Source organism: Klebsiella sp. GN_Kp190 (genome assembly GCF_040061795.1).
GTDB classification, from domain to species: Bacteria; Pseudomonadota; Gammaproteobacteria; order Enterobacterales; family Enterobacteriaceae; genus Klebsiella; species Klebsiella michiganensis.
Window position 1 is genome coordinate 49,124 of the sequence record NZ_JBEAFN010000067.1, and the last position, 15,570, is coordinate 64,693.

The 15,570-nt window shown below is 55.4% G+C and carries 13 protein-coding genes; 12 read left to right on the top strand and 1 reads right to left on the bottom strand.

Annotation, left to right across the window (positions count from 1 at the left end; all coding sequences use genetic code 11):
- Window positions 1–3: 3 nt before the first annotated feature.
- Together pcp and nei are read left to right on the top strand one after the other, a co-directional pair.
- Entirely contained in the window at window positions 4–648 is a 645-nt protein-coding gene (gene pcp / locus ABLU67_RS24850) for a pyroglutamyl-peptidase I (protein WP_014228439.1), read from the top strand.
- A 15-nt stretch (window positions 649–663) separates the two neighbouring features.
- On the top strand, window positions 664–1,455 hold the full coding sequence (gene nei / locus ABLU67_RS24855) for an endonuclease VIII (protein WP_025106369.1): 792 nt from the start codon (window positions 664–666) through the stop codon (window positions 1,453–1,455).
- A 46-nt stretch (window positions 1,456–1,501) separates the two neighbouring features.
- Here the strand turns inward: nei and gltA are convergent, their stop codons facing one another.
- The gene (gene gltA, locus ABLU67_RS24860; RefSeq protein WP_004100276.1) at window positions 1,502–2,785 is read right to left on the bottom strand and encodes a citrate synthase; all 1,284 of its coding nucleotides are present in this window, start codon (window positions 2,783–2,785) and stop codon (window positions 1,502–1,504) included.
- 639 nt (window positions 2,786–3,424) lie between these two features.
- Here gltA and sdhC point away from each other — a divergent pair.
- The 10 genes from sdhC (at window position 3,425) to ABLU67_RS24910 (ending at window position 15,463) form a co-directional block, all read left to right on the top strand.
- Window positions 3,425–3,829, top strand: a complete 405-nt coding sequence (gene sdhC / locus ABLU67_RS24865) for a succinate dehydrogenase cytochrome b556 subunit (RefSeq protein ID WP_014837839.1) — start codon at window positions 3,425–3,427, stop codon at window positions 3,827–3,829.
- On the top strand, window positions 3,823–4,170 hold the full coding sequence (gene sdhD, locus ABLU67_RS24870; RefSeq protein ID WP_041144632.1) for a succinate dehydrogenase membrane anchor subunit: 348 nt from the start codon (window positions 3,823–3,825) through the stop codon (window positions 4,168–4,170). Before sdhC ends, sdhD begins: the two co-directional genes overlap by 7 nt.
- Window positions 4,170–5,936: a succinate dehydrogenase flavoprotein subunit gene (gene sdhA, locus ABLU67_RS24875; RefSeq protein ID WP_025106368.1), complete on the top strand. Its 1,767-nt coding sequence runs from the start codon at window positions 4,170–4,172 to the stop codon at window positions 5,934–5,936. Before sdhD ends, sdhA begins: the two co-directional genes overlap by 1 nt.
- A 15-nt stretch (window positions 5,937–5,951) precedes the next feature.
- Complete coding sequence (gene sdhB / locus ABLU67_RS24880) at window positions 5,952–6,668, top strand: succinate dehydrogenase iron-sulfur subunit SdhB (RefSeq protein WP_004130526.1); 717 nt, start codon at window positions 5,952–5,954, stop codon at window positions 6,666–6,668.
- A gap of 379 nt (window positions 6,669–7,047) precedes the next feature.
- A complete protein-coding gene (gene sucA / locus ABLU67_RS24885) occupies window positions 7,048–9,855 on the top strand; it encodes a 2-oxoglutarate dehydrogenase E1 component (RefSeq protein WP_004130528.1) in 2,808 nt (935 codons plus the stop codon).
- Between the two features lie 14 nt (window positions 9,856–9,869).
- The gene (gene odhB / locus ABLU67_RS24890) at window positions 9,870–11,093 is read left to right on the top strand and encodes a 2-oxoglutarate dehydrogenase complex dihydrolipoyllysine-residue succinyltransferase (RefSeq protein WP_049071821.1); all 1,224 of its coding nucleotides are present in this window, start codon (window positions 9,870–9,872) and stop codon (window positions 11,091–11,093) included.
- Between the two features lie 99 nt (window positions 11,094–11,192).
- Complete coding sequence (gene sucC / locus ABLU67_RS24895; protein WP_004848923.1) at window positions 11,193–12,359, top strand: ADP-forming succinate--CoA ligase subunit beta; 1,167 nt, start codon at window positions 11,193–11,195, stop codon at window positions 12,357–12,359.
- Window positions 12,359–13,228, top strand: a complete 870-nt coding sequence (gene sucD, locus ABLU67_RS24900) for a succinate--CoA ligase subunit alpha (protein ID WP_006685455.1) — start codon at window positions 12,359–12,361, stop codon at window positions 13,226–13,228. Before sucC ends, sucD begins: the two co-directional genes overlap by 1 nt.
- Window positions 13,229–13,394: 166 nt before the next feature.
- A complete protein-coding gene (locus tag ABLU67_RS24905) occupies window positions 13,395–14,165 on the top strand; it encodes an AraC family transcriptional regulator (RefSeq protein WP_064358416.1) in 771 nt (256 codons plus the stop codon).
- Between the two features lie 395 nt (window positions 14,166–14,560).
- Complete coding sequence (locus ABLU67_RS24910) at window positions 14,561–15,463, top strand: LysR family transcriptional regulator (protein ID WP_004848928.1); 903 nt, start codon at window positions 14,561–14,563, stop codon at window positions 15,461–15,463.
- Window positions 15,464–15,570: the final 107 nt, after the last annotated feature.

Sequence of the window (15,570 nt, forward strand, 5' to 3'; positions counted from 1 at the left end):
ATCATGGCTGGCGTGTTAATTACCGGTTTTGAGCCGTTCGGCGGCGAAGCGGTTAACCCTTCGTGGGAAGTGGTAAAGCGGCTGGATGGCGCTATTATCGGCGGACAGCCGGTGGCGGCGCGGCAGCTGCCGTGCGTCTTTGGCGACGCCCTGACGGCGCTGAACGCCGCGCTGGATGAGCTGGATCCCGTCCTGACCCTGGCGATTGGCCAGGCGGGCGGTCGCGTCGACATCACCGTTGAACGGGTGGCGATCAACGTCGATGATGCGCGGATCCCTGATAATAAAGGCCTGCAGCCGATCGACGTACCGATCGCTGCCGGCGGGCCGGCGGCGTACTTCAGCACGCTGCCGATCAAAGCGATCGTAACCGCCCTGCGCAGCCGGGGGATCCCGGCGTCGGTGTCGCAGACGGCGGGGACGTTTGTCTGTAATCACGTGATGTACGGCCTGCTGCACAGCCTGCGTCATCGCAGCGGCGCGAAGGGCGGGTTTATCCATATTCCGTATTTGCCGGAGCAGGCCGCGGCTCATCCCGGCGAAGCCAGTATGGCGGTAGAGACGGTGCAGGCCGCGCTGGAAACGGCCATCGCCGTTGCCCTGCAGCAGGATGGCGATGTGAAAGTCGGCGGTGGGGCAACGCATTAACACAAGGACAAGATTATGCCGGAAGGTCCGGAAATTCGCCGCGCGGCGGATAGCCTGGAAGCGGCGATTAAAGGCGAACCCCTGACCGGGGCGTGGTTCGCCTTCCCGCAGTTACAACATTACCAATCTCAGCTGGTCGGCCAGCGAGTGACGCACATTGAAACTCGCGGTAAGGCGCTGCTGACCCACTTCTCCGGCGGGCTAACGCTGTATAGCCACAATCAGCTGTACGGCGTCTGGCGAGTGGTGGACGCGGGGGAGCAGCCTGAAACGACGCGCGTTCTGCGCGTTCGGCTGCAGACCGCGCGCAGGGCGATTTTGCTCTACAGCGCCTCTGATATTGAGATGCTGACGCCCGAGCAGCTCGCCCGCCATCCGTTTTTGCTGCGGGTCGGGCCGGATGTGCTCGATATGCGCCTTAGCGTTGAACAGGTCAAAGCGCGGCTGCTGTCGGCGAAATTCCGCAACCGCCAGTTCTCCGGTCTGCTGCTGGATCAGGCGTTTCTTGCCGGATTAGGCAACTATCTGCGCGTGGAGATCCTCTGGCAGGTGGGGCTGACCGGGCGGCATAAAGCCTCTGAACTGGATGAAAAACAGCTCGATGCGCTGGCGCATGCGCTGCTGGAGATCCCGCGCTTGTCCTACAACACCCGCGGTCTGGTGGACGAGAATAAGCACCACGGCGCGCTGTTTCGCTTTAAGGTTTTTCATCGCGAAGGGGAGGCCTGCGAGCGCTGCGGCGGAATAATCGAGAGAACGATGCTATCGTCGCGGCCGTTTTACTGGTGCCCGGGATGTCAGCAATAAAAAAACGCGCCTTCAGGCGCGTTTTTTTATTGCTGCGATAGCCCTCTTAACGGGCGATATCGTTTTTGAAATCGCGCTTTTCGTAGCCGGTATACAGCTGGCGCGGACGGGCGATTTTCATGCCGTCGCTGTGCATTTCGTTCCAGTGCGCAATCCAGCCCACGGTACGCGCCATCGCGAAGATAACGGTAAACATAGAAGACGGAATGCCCATCGCTTTGAGGATGATACCGGAGTAGAAATCGACGTTCGGGTAGAGTTTCTTCTCGATGAAGTACGGGTCGTTGAGCGCGATGTGCTCAAGCTCCATGGCCACTTCCAGCAGATCGTCTTTGGTACCGAGTTCTTTCAGCACTTCGTGGCAGGTCTCACGCATCACGGTGGCGCGCGGGTCGTAATTTTTGTACACGCGGTGGCCAAAGCCCATCAGGCGGAAAGAGTCGTTTTTGTCTTTCGCGCGACGGACGAATTCCGGAATGTGTTCAACGGAGCTGATCTCTTCGAGCATCTTCAGCGCCGCTTCGTTGGCGCCGCCGTGTGCCGGTCCCCACAGGGAGGCAATACCCGCAGCGATGCAGGCAAACGGGTTCGCGCCGGAAGAGCCGGCGGTACGTACGGTGGACGTTGAAGCGTTCTGTTCGTGGTCGGCGTGCAGGATCAGGATACGGTCCATGGCGCGTTCCAGAATCGGATTCACTTCATATTTTTCACACGGCGTGGAGAACATCATATTCAGGAAGTTACCCGCGTAGGAGAGGTCGTTGCGCGGATAAACGAAAGGCTGGCCGATAGAATATTTGTAACACATTGCCGCCATCGTTGGCATTTTGGAGAGCAGGCGGAATGCGGCGATATCGCGGTGGCGTGGGTTATTCACATCCAGCGAATCGTGATAGAACGCGGCCAGCGCACCGGTGATACCGCACATGACGGCCATCGGGTGAGAATCGCGGCGGAATGCGTGGAACAGACGGGTAATCTGTTCGTGAATCATGGTGTGGCGGGTAACGATGGTTTTGAATTCGTCGTACTGGGCCTGGGTCGGCTTCTCACCGTTCAGCAGGATGTAGCATACTTCCAGATAGTTGGAGTCGGTTGCTAACTGATCGATCGGGAAACCGCGGTGCAGCAGGATACCTTCATCACCGTCGATGAAGGTGATTTTAGATTCGCAGGATGCGGTGGAGGTAAAACCAGGGTCAAAAGTAAACACGCCTTTTGAACCAAGACTACGAATATCAATAACATCCTGACCGAGCGTGCCCTTTAGCACATCCAGTTCGATAGCAGTATCACCACCCAGGGTGATTTTTGCTTTAGCATCAGACATTTATGGTCTCCTTAGCGCCTTTATTGCTTAAGGCTGCCGGGTGGTGGATTTGCATTCAGCCCGTAGCAGATGACATTACCAGTTTGTTATGTTGCACATCGCTCTGCGTCGCGAAAAGGGCAGGGTACAGAGCAAGGGCGCTTGATGGTACGTCTTCAGCCTACGACGAAACAACAGCAAATCAGCGTTTTAGCAGCCCGAATATTATAAAACTATATACCACTAATAACTGTCCTGATTACATCGGTCAATACTCTCTCACTGTTGCATAACTTATTCTCAGGTAAAAGAGTGACCCCATAACTTTTGCGTATTATTGCATTTATCTGGTAATGGTTGTAACAATAATGTTTAATATTTGTCAAATCAGATGATTAAAAATTAAAAATATGTTGTTATCGTGACATGGATCACTGTTCGGGAGAAAACCCGACAAACTATATGTAGGTTAATTGTAATGATTTTGTGAACGGCCTATACTGCCGCCAGGTCTCCGGAACACCCTGCAATCCCGAGCCACCCAGCGTTATTTTGTCACGCTTTAACTCCTGGAAAGGCGTTTTAACATGACTTTTAGTTATAGATAAGGACGCTGTCTGACCCGCAAGCAGACCGGAGGAAGGAAACAATAAGAACAGCATGTGGGCGTTATTCATGGTAAGAAATGTGAAAAAACAAAGACCTGTCAATCTGGATCTGCAAACGATCCGGTTCCCAATCACGGCGATAGCGTCCATTCTCCATCGCGTATCCGGAGTGATCACCTTCGTGGCGATCGGGATTCTGCTTTGGCTGCTGGGCACCAGCCTTTCCTCTCCCGAAGGTTTTCTCACTGCGGCATCCATTATGGATAGCTTCTTTGTGAAGTTCATCATGTGGGGCATCCTGACCGCGCTGGCGTATCACGCGGTGGTCGGTATTCGCCACCTGCTGATGGATTTTGGCTACCTTGAAGAAACCCTCGAAGTAGGGACACGCTCCGCCAAAATTTCTTTTGTTATTACTGTCGTGCTTTCACTTCTCGCAGGAGTCCTCGTATGGTAAGCAACGCCTCAGCACTAGGACGCAACGGCGTACATGACTTTATTCTGGTCCGTGCTACCGCTATCGTTCTGACCCTCTACATCATCTATATGGTTGGCTTCTTTGCCACCACCGGTGAAATTTCATGGGAAGTCTGGACGGGCTTTTTCTCCTCCGCGTTCACTAAAGTCTTCACCCTGCTGGCTCTCGTTTCCATTCTGATCCACGCCTGGATCGGGATGTGGCAGGTATTAACGGACTACGTTAAACCACTGGCAGTGCGCTTAGTTCTGCAACTGCTGATCGTTGTTGCGCTGGTGGCTTACGTTCTTTATGGATTTGTTGTGGTGTGGGGTGTGTAATGAAATTGCCTGTCAGAGAATTTGATGCTGTTGTCATTGGTGCCGGCGGCGCAGGTATGCGCGCGGCGCTGCAGATTTCCCAGAGCGGCCAGACCTGTGCGCTGCTCTCTAAAGTTTTTCCGACCCGTTCCCATACCGTTTCCGCGCAGGGTGGTATCACCGTCGCGCTCGGTAATACCCATGAAGATAACTGGGAATGGCATATGTACGACACCGTTAAGGGGTCGGACTACATTGGCGATCAGGACGCCATCGAATACATGTGTAAAACCGGCCCGGAAGCGATTCTGGAGCTGGATCATATGGGTCTGCCGTTCTCGCGCCTCGAAAATGGCACGATTTATCAGCGTCCGTTCGGCGGCCAGTCGAAAAACTTCGGCGGCGAGCAGGCGGCACGTACCGCTGCGGCGGCTGACCGTACCGGTCACGCGCTGCTGCACACTCTCTATCAGCAGAACCTGAAAAATCACACCACTATTTTCTCCGAGTGGTACGCGCTGGATCTGGTGAAAAACGCCGATGGCGCGGTGGTTGGTTGTACCGCCCTGTGTATCGAAACCGGTGAAGTGGTTTACTTCAAGGCTCGCGCCACCGTGCTGGCTACCGGCGGCGCTGGTCGTATCTACCAGTCCACCACCAATGCCCATATCAATACCGGCGACGGCGTTGGTATGGCGATCCGCGCCGGCGTGCCGGTGCAGGATATGGAAATGTGGCAGTTCCACCCGACCGGTATCGCCGGGGCGGGCGTTCTGGTGACAGAAGGCTGCCGCGGTGAAGGCGGCTACCTGCTGAACAAACACGGCGAACGTTTCATGGAACGTTATGCCCCGAATGCGAAAGACCTGGCGGGTCGCGACGTGGTGGCGCGTTCCATCATGATCGAAATCCGTGAAGGTCGCGGCTGCGATGGTCCGTGGGGCCCGCACGCCAAGCTGAAGCTCGATCACCTCGGTAAAGAAGTGCTGGAATCCCGCCTGCCGGGTATCCTGGAGCTCTCCCGCACCTTTGCCCACGTCGACCCGGTAAAAGAGCCGATTCCGGTTATCCCAACCTGCCACTATATGATGGGCGGTATTCCGACCAAAGTGAGCGGACAGGCGCTGACCGTCAACGAGCAGGGCGAAGATGTGGTTATTCCGGGACTGTTCGCGGTAGGCGAAATCGCCTGCGTATCGGTACACGGCGCGAACCGTCTGGGCGGCAACTCGCTGCTTGACCTGGTGGTCTTTGGCCGCGCGGTGGGTCTGCACCTGCAAGAGTCTATCGCCGAGCAGGGCGTACTGCGCGACGCGACGGATGAAGAGATCGACGCTTCTCTGGAACGTTTGAACCGCTGGAACGGCAACCGGAATGGTGAAGACCCGGTCGAAATCCGCAAAGCGCTGCAAGAGTGTATGCAGCATAACTTCTCGGTCTTCCGCGAAGGGGATGCAATGGCGAAGGGCCTTGAGCAGCTGAAAGCCATCCGCGAGCGTCTGAAAAACGCCCGCCTGGATGATACTTCCAGCGAGTTCAACACCCAGCGCGTTGAGTGCCTGGAGCTGGATAACCTGATGGAAACCGCTTACGCCACCGCGATGTCTGCGAACTACCGTACCGAAAGCCGCGGCGCGCATAGCCGCTTCGACTTCCCGGATCGTGATGATGAAAACTGGCTGTGCCATTCCCTGTATCTGCCAGAGTCGGAATCCATGACGCGTCGTAGCGTCAATATGGAACCGAAGCTGCGTCCGGCATTCCCGCCGAAGATTCGTACTTATTAATGCGGAGACAGGAATATGAAACTCGAGTTTTCAGTTTATCGTTATAACCCGGACGTAGACGATGCTCCGCGCATGCAGGATTACACCCTGGAAGCGGAAGAGGGTCGCGACATGATGCTGCTGGACGCGTTAATCCAGCTGAAAGAGAAAGACCCGTCGCTGTCGTTCCGCCGCTCCTGCCGTGAAGGGGTTTGTGGCTCCGACGGTCTGAACATGAACGGGAAAAATGGTCTGGCGTGCATCACGCCGATCTCCGCGCTGAATCAGCCGGGTAAGAAAATTGTTATCCGTCCGCTGCCAGGATTACCGGTTATCCGTGATTTGGTGGTAGACATGGGGCAATTCTATGCACAATATGAGAAGATTAAGCCTTACTTGTTGAATAATGGGCAAAATCCTCCGGCTCGCGAGCATCTGCAGTCGCCAGAGCAGCGTGAGAAACTCGATGGTTTGTACGAGTGTATTCTCTGCGCATGTTGTTCAACGTCTTGCCCGTCGTTCTGGTGGAACCCGGACAAGTTTATCGGCCCGGCCGGCCTGCTGGCCGCGTATCGCTTCCTGATCGACAGCCGCGATACCGAAACCAGCGAGCGCCTCGAAGGGCTGAGCGATGCTTTCAGCGTATTCCGCTGTCACAGCATTATGAACTGCGTCAGTGTGTGTCCTAAGGGGCTGAACCCGACGCGCGCCATCGGCCATATTAAGTCGATGCTGCTGCAGCGCAGTGCGTAAGTAACCCGGTCTGCCCCGGATGGCGCTAGCGCTTATCCGGGCTACCAAAAGCAGTAGCCCCGGCAGCGTTCGTGCCGCCGGGGGATATAGCAGGAAATCTTTAAAAACCGCCAAATATGTACCAGTAATCAAGGCGTTCAGAGCGAGGTAAGGCGGCAACTGAACGCATCTCCGGGAGCATAGTGAACTATGTGACCGGGGTAAGTGAAGGCAGCTAACGCAACCGCAGCCTGAACGCCGAAGATTAATGGCAGTTTTTAAAGGTTCCTTAGCGGACGAAACCACAACTCATCCGCAACAAGTGAACCCCGGCACGTACAACTTCTGTGCGTGGTAGTTTCTACGGCGAAATAAGCATATAAATGCTTAAGGGATCACGATGCAGAACGGCGCAATGAAAGCCTGGCTGGACTCTTCTTACCTCTCTGGTTCGAACCAGAGCTGGATAGAACAGCTCTATGAAGACTTCTTAACCGATCCTGACTCTGTTGACGCCAACTGGCGTTCTATGTTCCAGCAGTTACCTGGCACCGGAGTCAAACCGGATCAATTTCATTCCAAAACGCGTGATTATTTCCGCCGCCTGGCGAAGGATGCCTCGCGTTACACTTCTTCGATTTCCGACCCTGACACCAATGTGAAGCAGGTTAAAGTCCTGCAGCTCATCAACGCATACCGCTTCCGTGGTCACCAGCATGCGAATCTCGATCCGCTGGGACTGTGGCAGCAAGAGAGAGTGGCGGATCTCGATCCGGCTTACCACGATCTGACCGAGGCCGATTTCCAGGAGATCTATAACGTAGGTTCTTTTGCCATCGGTAAAGACACGATGAAGCTGGGCGATCTGATCTCCGCCCTCAAGCAAACCTATTGCGGCTCCATCGGCGCGGAATATATGCACATTACTTCTACCGAAGAAAAACGCTGGATCCAGCAGCGTATCGAGTCGGTAGCAGGCAAAGCGAGCTTTAGCGCCGAAGAGAAAAAACGCTTCCTGAGCGAGCTGACCGCGGCGGAAGGCCTCGAACGCTACCTCGGGGCGAAATTCCCGGGCGCGAAACGCTTCTCGCTGGAAGGCGGCGATGCGCTGATCCCAATGCTCAAAGAGATTATCCGCCACGCGGGTAAGAGCGGCACCCGCGAAGTGGTGCTGGGCATGGCGCACCGCGGTCGTCTGAACGTGCTGGTCAACGTGCTGGGTAAAAAACCGCAGGACCTGTTCGACGAGTTCGCCGGTAAACATAAAGAACACCTCGGCACCGGTGACGTGAAGTACCATATGGGCTTCTCTTCCGACATGGAAACCGAAGGCGGCCTGGTGCATCTGGCGCTGGCGTTTAACCCGTCGCACCTGGAAATCGTCAGCCCGGTGGTTATCGGCTCCGTCCGCGCACGCCTCGATCGTCTCGACGAACCGAGCAGCAACAAAGTTCTGCCGATCACCATTCACGGCGACGCCGCGGTCACCGGCCAGGGAGTGGTTCAGGAAACCCTGAACATGTCCAAAGCGCGCGGTTACGAAGTGGGCGGTACCGTACGCATCGTGATTAACAACCAGGTGGGATTCACCACGTCTAACCCGCTGGATGCGCGTTCTACCCCGTACTGCACCGACATCGGTAAGATGGTGCAGTCGCCGATTTTCCACGTCAACGCCGATGACCCGGAAGCGGTCGCTTTCGTGACCCGCCTGGCGCTGGATTTCCGTAATACCTTCAAACGCGATGTCTTCATTGACCTGGTGTGCTACCGCCGTCACGGCCATAACGAAGCCGACGAGCCGAGCGCAACCCAGCCGCTGATGTATCAGAAAATCAAAAAGCATCCGACCCCGCGCAAAATCTACGCTGACAAGCTGGAAGCCGATAAGGTCGCGACGCTGGAAGACGCTACCGAGCAGGTTAACCTCTACCGCGACGCGCTGGATGCCGGCGAATGCGTGGTGCAGGAGTGGCGTCCGATGAACATGCACTCCTTTACCTGGTCCCCGTACCTCAACCACGAGTGGGATGAGAGCTATCCGGACAAAGTTGAACCTAAGCGTCTGCAGGAGCTGGCGAAACGCATCAGTACGGTGCCGGAAGCCGTTGAGATGCAGTCGCGCGTCGCGAAAATCTATGGCGATCGTCAGGCAATGGCCGCCGGCGAGAAGCTGTTCGACTGGGGCGGCGCGGAAAACCTCGCCTACGCCACGCTGGTCGATGAAGGTATTTCGGTGCGTCTGTCCGGCGAAGACTCCGGGCGCGGGACCTTCTTCCACCGCCACGCGGTGATCCATAACCAGAAAAATGGTTCAACCTATACGCCGCTGCAGCACGTCCACAACGGTCAGGGCCATTTTAAAGTCTGGGACTCCGTGCTGTCGGAAGAAGCGGTCCTGGCGTTTGAATACGGCTATGCCACCGCAGAGCCGCGTACCCTGACCATCTGGGAAGCGCAGTTCGGCGACTTCGCCAACGGCGCGCAGGTGGTTATCGACCAGTTCATCAGCTCCGGCGAGCAAAAGTGGGGCCGTATGTGCGGTCTGGTGATGCTGCTGCCGCACGGCTACGAAGGCCAGGGGCCGGAGCACTCCTCCGCGCGTCTGGAACGCTATCTGCAGCTCTGCGCCGAGCAGAACATGCAGGTTTGCGTACCGTCCACGCCGGCGCAGGTTTACCATATGCTGCGTCGTCAGGCGCTGCGCGGTATGCGTCGCCCGCTGATCGTGATGTCGCCGAAATCGCTGCTGCGTCACCCGCTGGCGGTATCGAGCATGGACGAACTGGCTAACGGCACCTTCCAGCCGGCAATCGGTGAAATCGACGATCTCGACCCGAAAGCCGTGAAGCGTGTTGTGCTGTGCTCTGGTAAGGTTTATTACGACCTGCTGGAACAGCGCCGCAAGAAAGAGCAAAAAGATGTCGCTATCGTTCGCATAGAGCAGCTCTACCCGTTCCCGCACCAGGCGGTACAGGAAGCGCTGAAACCGTATGCGCACGTGCATGATTTTGTCTGGTGTCAGGAAGAACCGCTCAACCAGGGCGCGTGGTACTGCAGCCAGCATCACTTCCGTGAAGTGATTCCGTTTGGGGCCTCTCTGCGTTATGCAGGCCGCCCGGCCTCCGCCTCTCCGGCGGTAGGATACCTGTCCGTTCACCAGAAACAGCAACAAGATCTGGTCAATGACGCGCTGAACGTCGATTAATTAAAGGATACATAATGAGTAGCGTAGATATTCTGGTTCCCGACCTGCCTGAGTCCGTAGCTGACGCAACGGTTGCCACCTGGCATAAAAAACCGGGCGATGCGGTTGTTCGTGACGAAGTGCTGGTAGAAATCGAAACTGACAAAGTGGTACTGGAAGTACCGGCTTCAGCGGATGGCATTCTGGACGCGGTGATTGAAGACGAAGGCGCTACCGTGCTCTCTCGTCAGATCCTGGGCCGCCTGCGTGAAGGCAACAGCGCGGGCAAAGAGTCCGGTGCGAAAGCCGATGCCAAAGAGTCGACGCCGGCCCAGCGCCAGCAGGCTTCTCTGGAAGAACAAAACAACGATGCGCTGAGCCCGGCGATTCGCCGTCTTCTGGCGGAACACAGCCTCGACGCAGCGGCCATTAAAGGCACCGGCGTTGGCGGCCGCCTGACCCGCGAAGACGTGGAGAAGCATCTGGCGAGCGCTCCGGCTAAAGCTCAAGCCCCGGCGGCTGCGCCCGCTGCAGCTGCTCCGGCTCCGCAGCTGGGCCACCGCTCGGAAAAACGCGTGCCGATGACCCGTCTGCGCAAACGCGTTGCCGAGCGTCTGCTGGAAGCGAAAAACTCCACCGCCATGCTGACGACCTTCAACGAAGTCAACATGAAGCCGATTATGGATCTGCGTAAGCAGTACGGTGACGCGTTTGAAAAACGTCACGGTATCCGCCTGGGCTTCATGTCCTTCTACGTGAAGGCGGTCGTGGAAGCGCTGAAACGCTATCCGGAAGTGAACGCCTCTATCGATGGCGACGACGTGGTGTACCACAACTATTTCGACGTCAGCATGGCGGTCTCCACGCCTCGCGGCCTGGTCACCCCGGTTCTGCGCGACGTCGATCTGCTGGGCATGGCGGATATCGAGAAGAAAATTAAAGAGCTGGCAGTAAAAGGCCGCGACGGCAAGCTGACCGTAGACGACCTGACCGGCGGTAACTTCACCATTACCAACGGCGGCGTATTCGGTTCTCTGATGTCCACGCCGATCATCAACCCGCCGCAGAGCGCGATTCTGGGTATGCATGCCATCAAAGATCGTCCGATGGCGGTGAATGGTAAAGTGGAAATTCTGCCGATGATGTACCTGGCGCTCTCCTACGACCATCGTCTGATCGACGGACGTGAGTCGGTTGGCTACCTGGTTGCGATTAAAGAGCTGCTGGAAGACCCGACTCGTCTGCTGCTGGACGTGTAGTCAGCAAGAGTATGACCTACCGTAGGCCGGGTAAAGCGCGCGAGCGCCGTTATCAGGCCTACAGGTTTATAATTATTCCCTGAAGGATGGACTGAACACATGAACTTACATGAATATCAGGCAAAACAACTCTTTGCCCGCTATGGCTTACCGGCGCCGGTGGGTTATGCCTGTACTACTCCGCGTGAAGCAGAAGAAGCCGCTTCAAAAATCGGCGCGGGTCCGTGGGTAGTGAAATGTCAGGTTCACGCTGGTGGCCGCGGCAAAGCGGGCGGTGTGAAAGTAGTGAAGAGCAAAGAAGACATTCGCGCATTTGCTGAACACTGGCTGGGCAAACGCCTCGTCACCTATCAAACAGATGCGAACGGCCAGCCGGTTAACCAGATTCTGGTTGAAGCGGCGACCGATATTGATAAAGAGCTGTACCTGGGCGCGGTTGTTGACCGTAGCTCCCGTCGCGTGGTCTTTATGGCCTCTACCGAAGGCGGCGTGGAAATCGAAAAAGTAGCGGAAGAGACCCCGCACCTGATCCACAAAATCGCCATCGATCCGCTGGCGGGTCCGATGCCTTACCAGGGCCGCGAACTGGCGTTCAAACTGGGTCTGGAAGGTAAACAGGTTCAGCAGTTCACCAAAATCTTTATGGGCCTGGCGACCATTTTCCTTGAGCGCGACCTGGCGCTGATCGAAATCAACCCGCTGGTGATCACTAAGCAGGGCGACCTGATCTGTCTCGACGGTAAACTGGGCGCTGATGGCAACGCGCTGTTCCGCCAGCCGGATCTGCGCGAAATGCGCGACCAGTCGCAGGAAGACCCGCGCGAAGCTCAGGCGGCGCAGTGGGAGCTGAACTACGTCGCGCTGGACGGCAACATCGGCTGCATGGTGAACGGCGCGGGCCTGGCCATGGGCACCATGGACATCGTTAAGCTGCACGGCGGCGAACCGGCTAACTTCCTCGACGTTGGCGGCGGCGCAACCAAAGAGCGCGTCACCGAAGCGTTTAAAATCATCCTCTCTGACGACAACGTAAAAGCGGTTCTGGTTAACATTTTCGGCGGTATCGTACGCTGCGATCTGATTGCCGACGGCATCATCGGCGCGGTAGCTGAAGTGGGCGTTAACGTCCCGGTAGTGGTTCGTCTGGAAGGTAACAACGCCGAACTGGGCGCGAAGAAACTGGCTGACAGCGGCCTGAATATTATTGCAGCGAAAAGTCTGACGGATGCAGCTCAGCAGGTTGTTGCCGCAGTGGAGGGGAAATAATGTCCGTTTTAATTAATAAAGATACCAAGGTTATCTGCCAGGGCTTCACCGGTAGCCAGGGTACATTCCACTCTGAACAAGCCATCGCTTACGGTACGCAAATGGTTGGCGGCGTAACGCCGGGCAAAGGCGGCACCACCCATCTGGGCCTGCCGGTGTTCAACACCGTGCGCGAAGCGGTAGAAGCGACCGGCGCAACCGCATCCGTTATCTACGTTCCGGCGCCGTTCTGCAAAGACTCAATCCTGGAAGCTATCGATGCAGGCATTAAGCTGATTATCACCATCACCGAAGGCATCCCGACGCTGGATATGCTGACCGTGAAGGTGAAGCTGGATGAAGCGGGCGTGCGCATGATCGGGCCAAACTGCCCGGGCGTGATCACCCCAGGCGAATGCAAAATCGGCATCATGCCGGGCCACATTCACAAGCCGGGTAAAGTGGGCATCGTTTCCCGTTCCGGTACCCTGACCTATGAAGCGGTTAAGCAGACCACTGATTACGGCTTCGGCCAGTCCACCTGCGTGGGCATCGGCGGCGACCCGATCCCGGGCTCTAACTTCATCGATATCCTGAAGCTGTTCCAGGAAGATCCGCAGACCGAAGCGATCGTCATGATCGGTGAGATCGGCGGTAGCGCGGAAGAAGAAGCGGCCGCTTACATCAAAGATCACGTGACCAAACCGGTTGTCGGCTACATCGCCGGCGTGACCGCGCCGAAAGGCAAACGTATGGGACACGCGGGCGCCATCATTGCCGGTGGTAAAGGGACGGCGGATGAGAAATTCGCCGCGCTGGAAGCCGCTGGCGTGAAGACCGTTCGCAGCCTGGCCGATATCGGCGAAGCGCTGAAAACCGTAATTAAGTAATAAGTAAAAAAAACAGCCCTGACGTTCTGCATGGTTAAGGGCTGGTCCAATTTCGACATGGTTGGCCATCTGATGATGGCCTTTTTTTTGCCTGCCGTTGCGCCATCAGGCGTTACGCCGTTTTCGCCCGCGATTTCATGCCGTTTAATCATATTCATCTGCGCAAATGAGATTATTTTTTGCGTCCGGCATCATCCTTTTTATCCGCGCTATTCTGCATATTAAGTGCTTGCAAAAGGCGGTGGGGAATAATGTGGTGCGAAAGAAAAGGCATGAACAATGGGAGGGCTTTAGCTCGCTGGCAGCGCTTTTTTCGCGGGCTACCGGGCTGGAGACCACGGTGATTGAGGCAAATGACAATCGATTACCTGCTGGCTACGGTGGGTTAAATTTCTTTGCCTTACCGCTGATTCAGGACAATACATTATCCGGTTATATTATTTGCGACCATCATAACGCGACCGACAACCAGCATCGGGCGGCGGCGATAAGATTACTGCATTTTATCGTTAATAATATGTCTGCGATTGCAGAAAACAGGGAAGTGGACGAGAAACCGTTGCGGCATAAGAGAGAGTTTTATTATTCGCAAAAATCGTCGCATGAAATAAAACTGCTGTCGGCATTACGCTATATTGATGAGAATTTATATGGTGAGCTGTCTTTAGAGACCGTCGCCGCTCACGTTTGTTTAAGCGCAAATTATTTTAGTCGTTTTTTTAAAAAACGCCAGGGGATGAATTTTAAAGTCTGGGTTAATCAGCGCAAAATGCAGCGTGCCGGAGAACTGCTTGGCGATCCGTCATATTCGGTAGACAGCGTAGCGCGTAAGCTTCAGTTTGCGCAAACCAGCTACTTTTGTCGGGTGTTTCGCGCCGCTCATCGCACCAGCCCGCAGTCGTTCCGCGATCGGCATCTCGCAGCCGCTTCACGGTAAGTCGATTAGCCGCCGTTTTATCGTTAATACAGATTTTTCCTGGAGCGCTCATAATGTGTGGCCGATCGCGGAAAAATTTTCATTTATGCTCACCAGCGGGCAATTAAATTTCATCGTCTCATCGACTGACTTCGCAAATAAACAAGTTAATGTGAAAAAATATTGACAACTTATTGCTGTTATTTGCATGGCAATCACATTGTTTAAATTGTGTTTATTGTAGTGCCTGGGTATTATTGGTTATTATTTGATCAATAACAGTGTGCATTTATCATGGAATAGATCAATGACATCTGAAGGTAAAATAAAATATAACACCCGGGGCTAATCTGATGTCCTTGCGCGCTTTTTTTATCTATTAAACAATTTTTTGCACGCCGTAAATGGAAGACGTTATGAGAGGAAAAATCCCCAAAACTGAATTACTGGTGACCTTTGAGGTTGTGGCTCGCCACGAAAGTTATACTCGAGCAGCGGAAGAGTTGGCTTTAACACAAAGCGCCGTGTTCCGACAGGTCACGGCGCTGGAGGATTTCCTCCATACGTCATTATTTAATCATGCTAAAAAAAGGATTTTTTTAAATGCGGCTGGCAAGCATTATTTGACTATCGTTAAGGAAACGCTTAACAAACTGGAACGTGATACCAACTCCATTATGACATGGCAACCGACGGTGCAGGTGCTTGAGCTGGCCGTCAATCCTACCTTTAGCACCCACTGGCTGATCCCCAACCTGCGCGAGTTTAATAAATTACATCCGGGCATTATCGTTAATATTCATTCGCTGGCTAATATTGGCGATTTTCTTAGCCGCGAGTACGATGCCGCCATTATGCGCGAGGATTTTTGCTCGCCGTGGGCGGAGGTTGAGTATCTGTTCGAAGAGGAAATTCTGCCGGTGTGCGGCTGCGGGCTGCTGTCCGAACCCGGGCAGAAGCTGGCGGTCGAGGAGCTGCTGGGCGAGTTTCCGCTGCTGCATCAAAGCACGCGAATTCACGGCTGGCAGGAGTGGTTTGCGCTGTCGAATATCACCAGCCCGCAGATCAACATCGGTCCGCGTTTTGACCTGCTCTCAATGCTGATTGCGGCGGTGCGTTCGAACCTGGGGGTGGCGCTGCTGCCGCGTTTTGCCATTCAGCATGACCTGGATAGCGGTGAGATGGTGATCCCCTGCGATGTGCCGATTCGCACCGGCAACCGCTTCATTATGACGTGGCAGGAGGATAAAGCGGAATCCCGACATTTACAGGTATTCCGCGAGTGGCTGCTGCAAAAATCGGTGGTCTCGGCAGCCTGACGGCGCGTTGTCAGCGCCGCAGACGGCGGTGCCGGGCGCAAAGCGGCATCATTTCCCGGAGGCGATGCTGCGCATCTGTCCGGGCTTGTATGATTACTCCGTCAGAA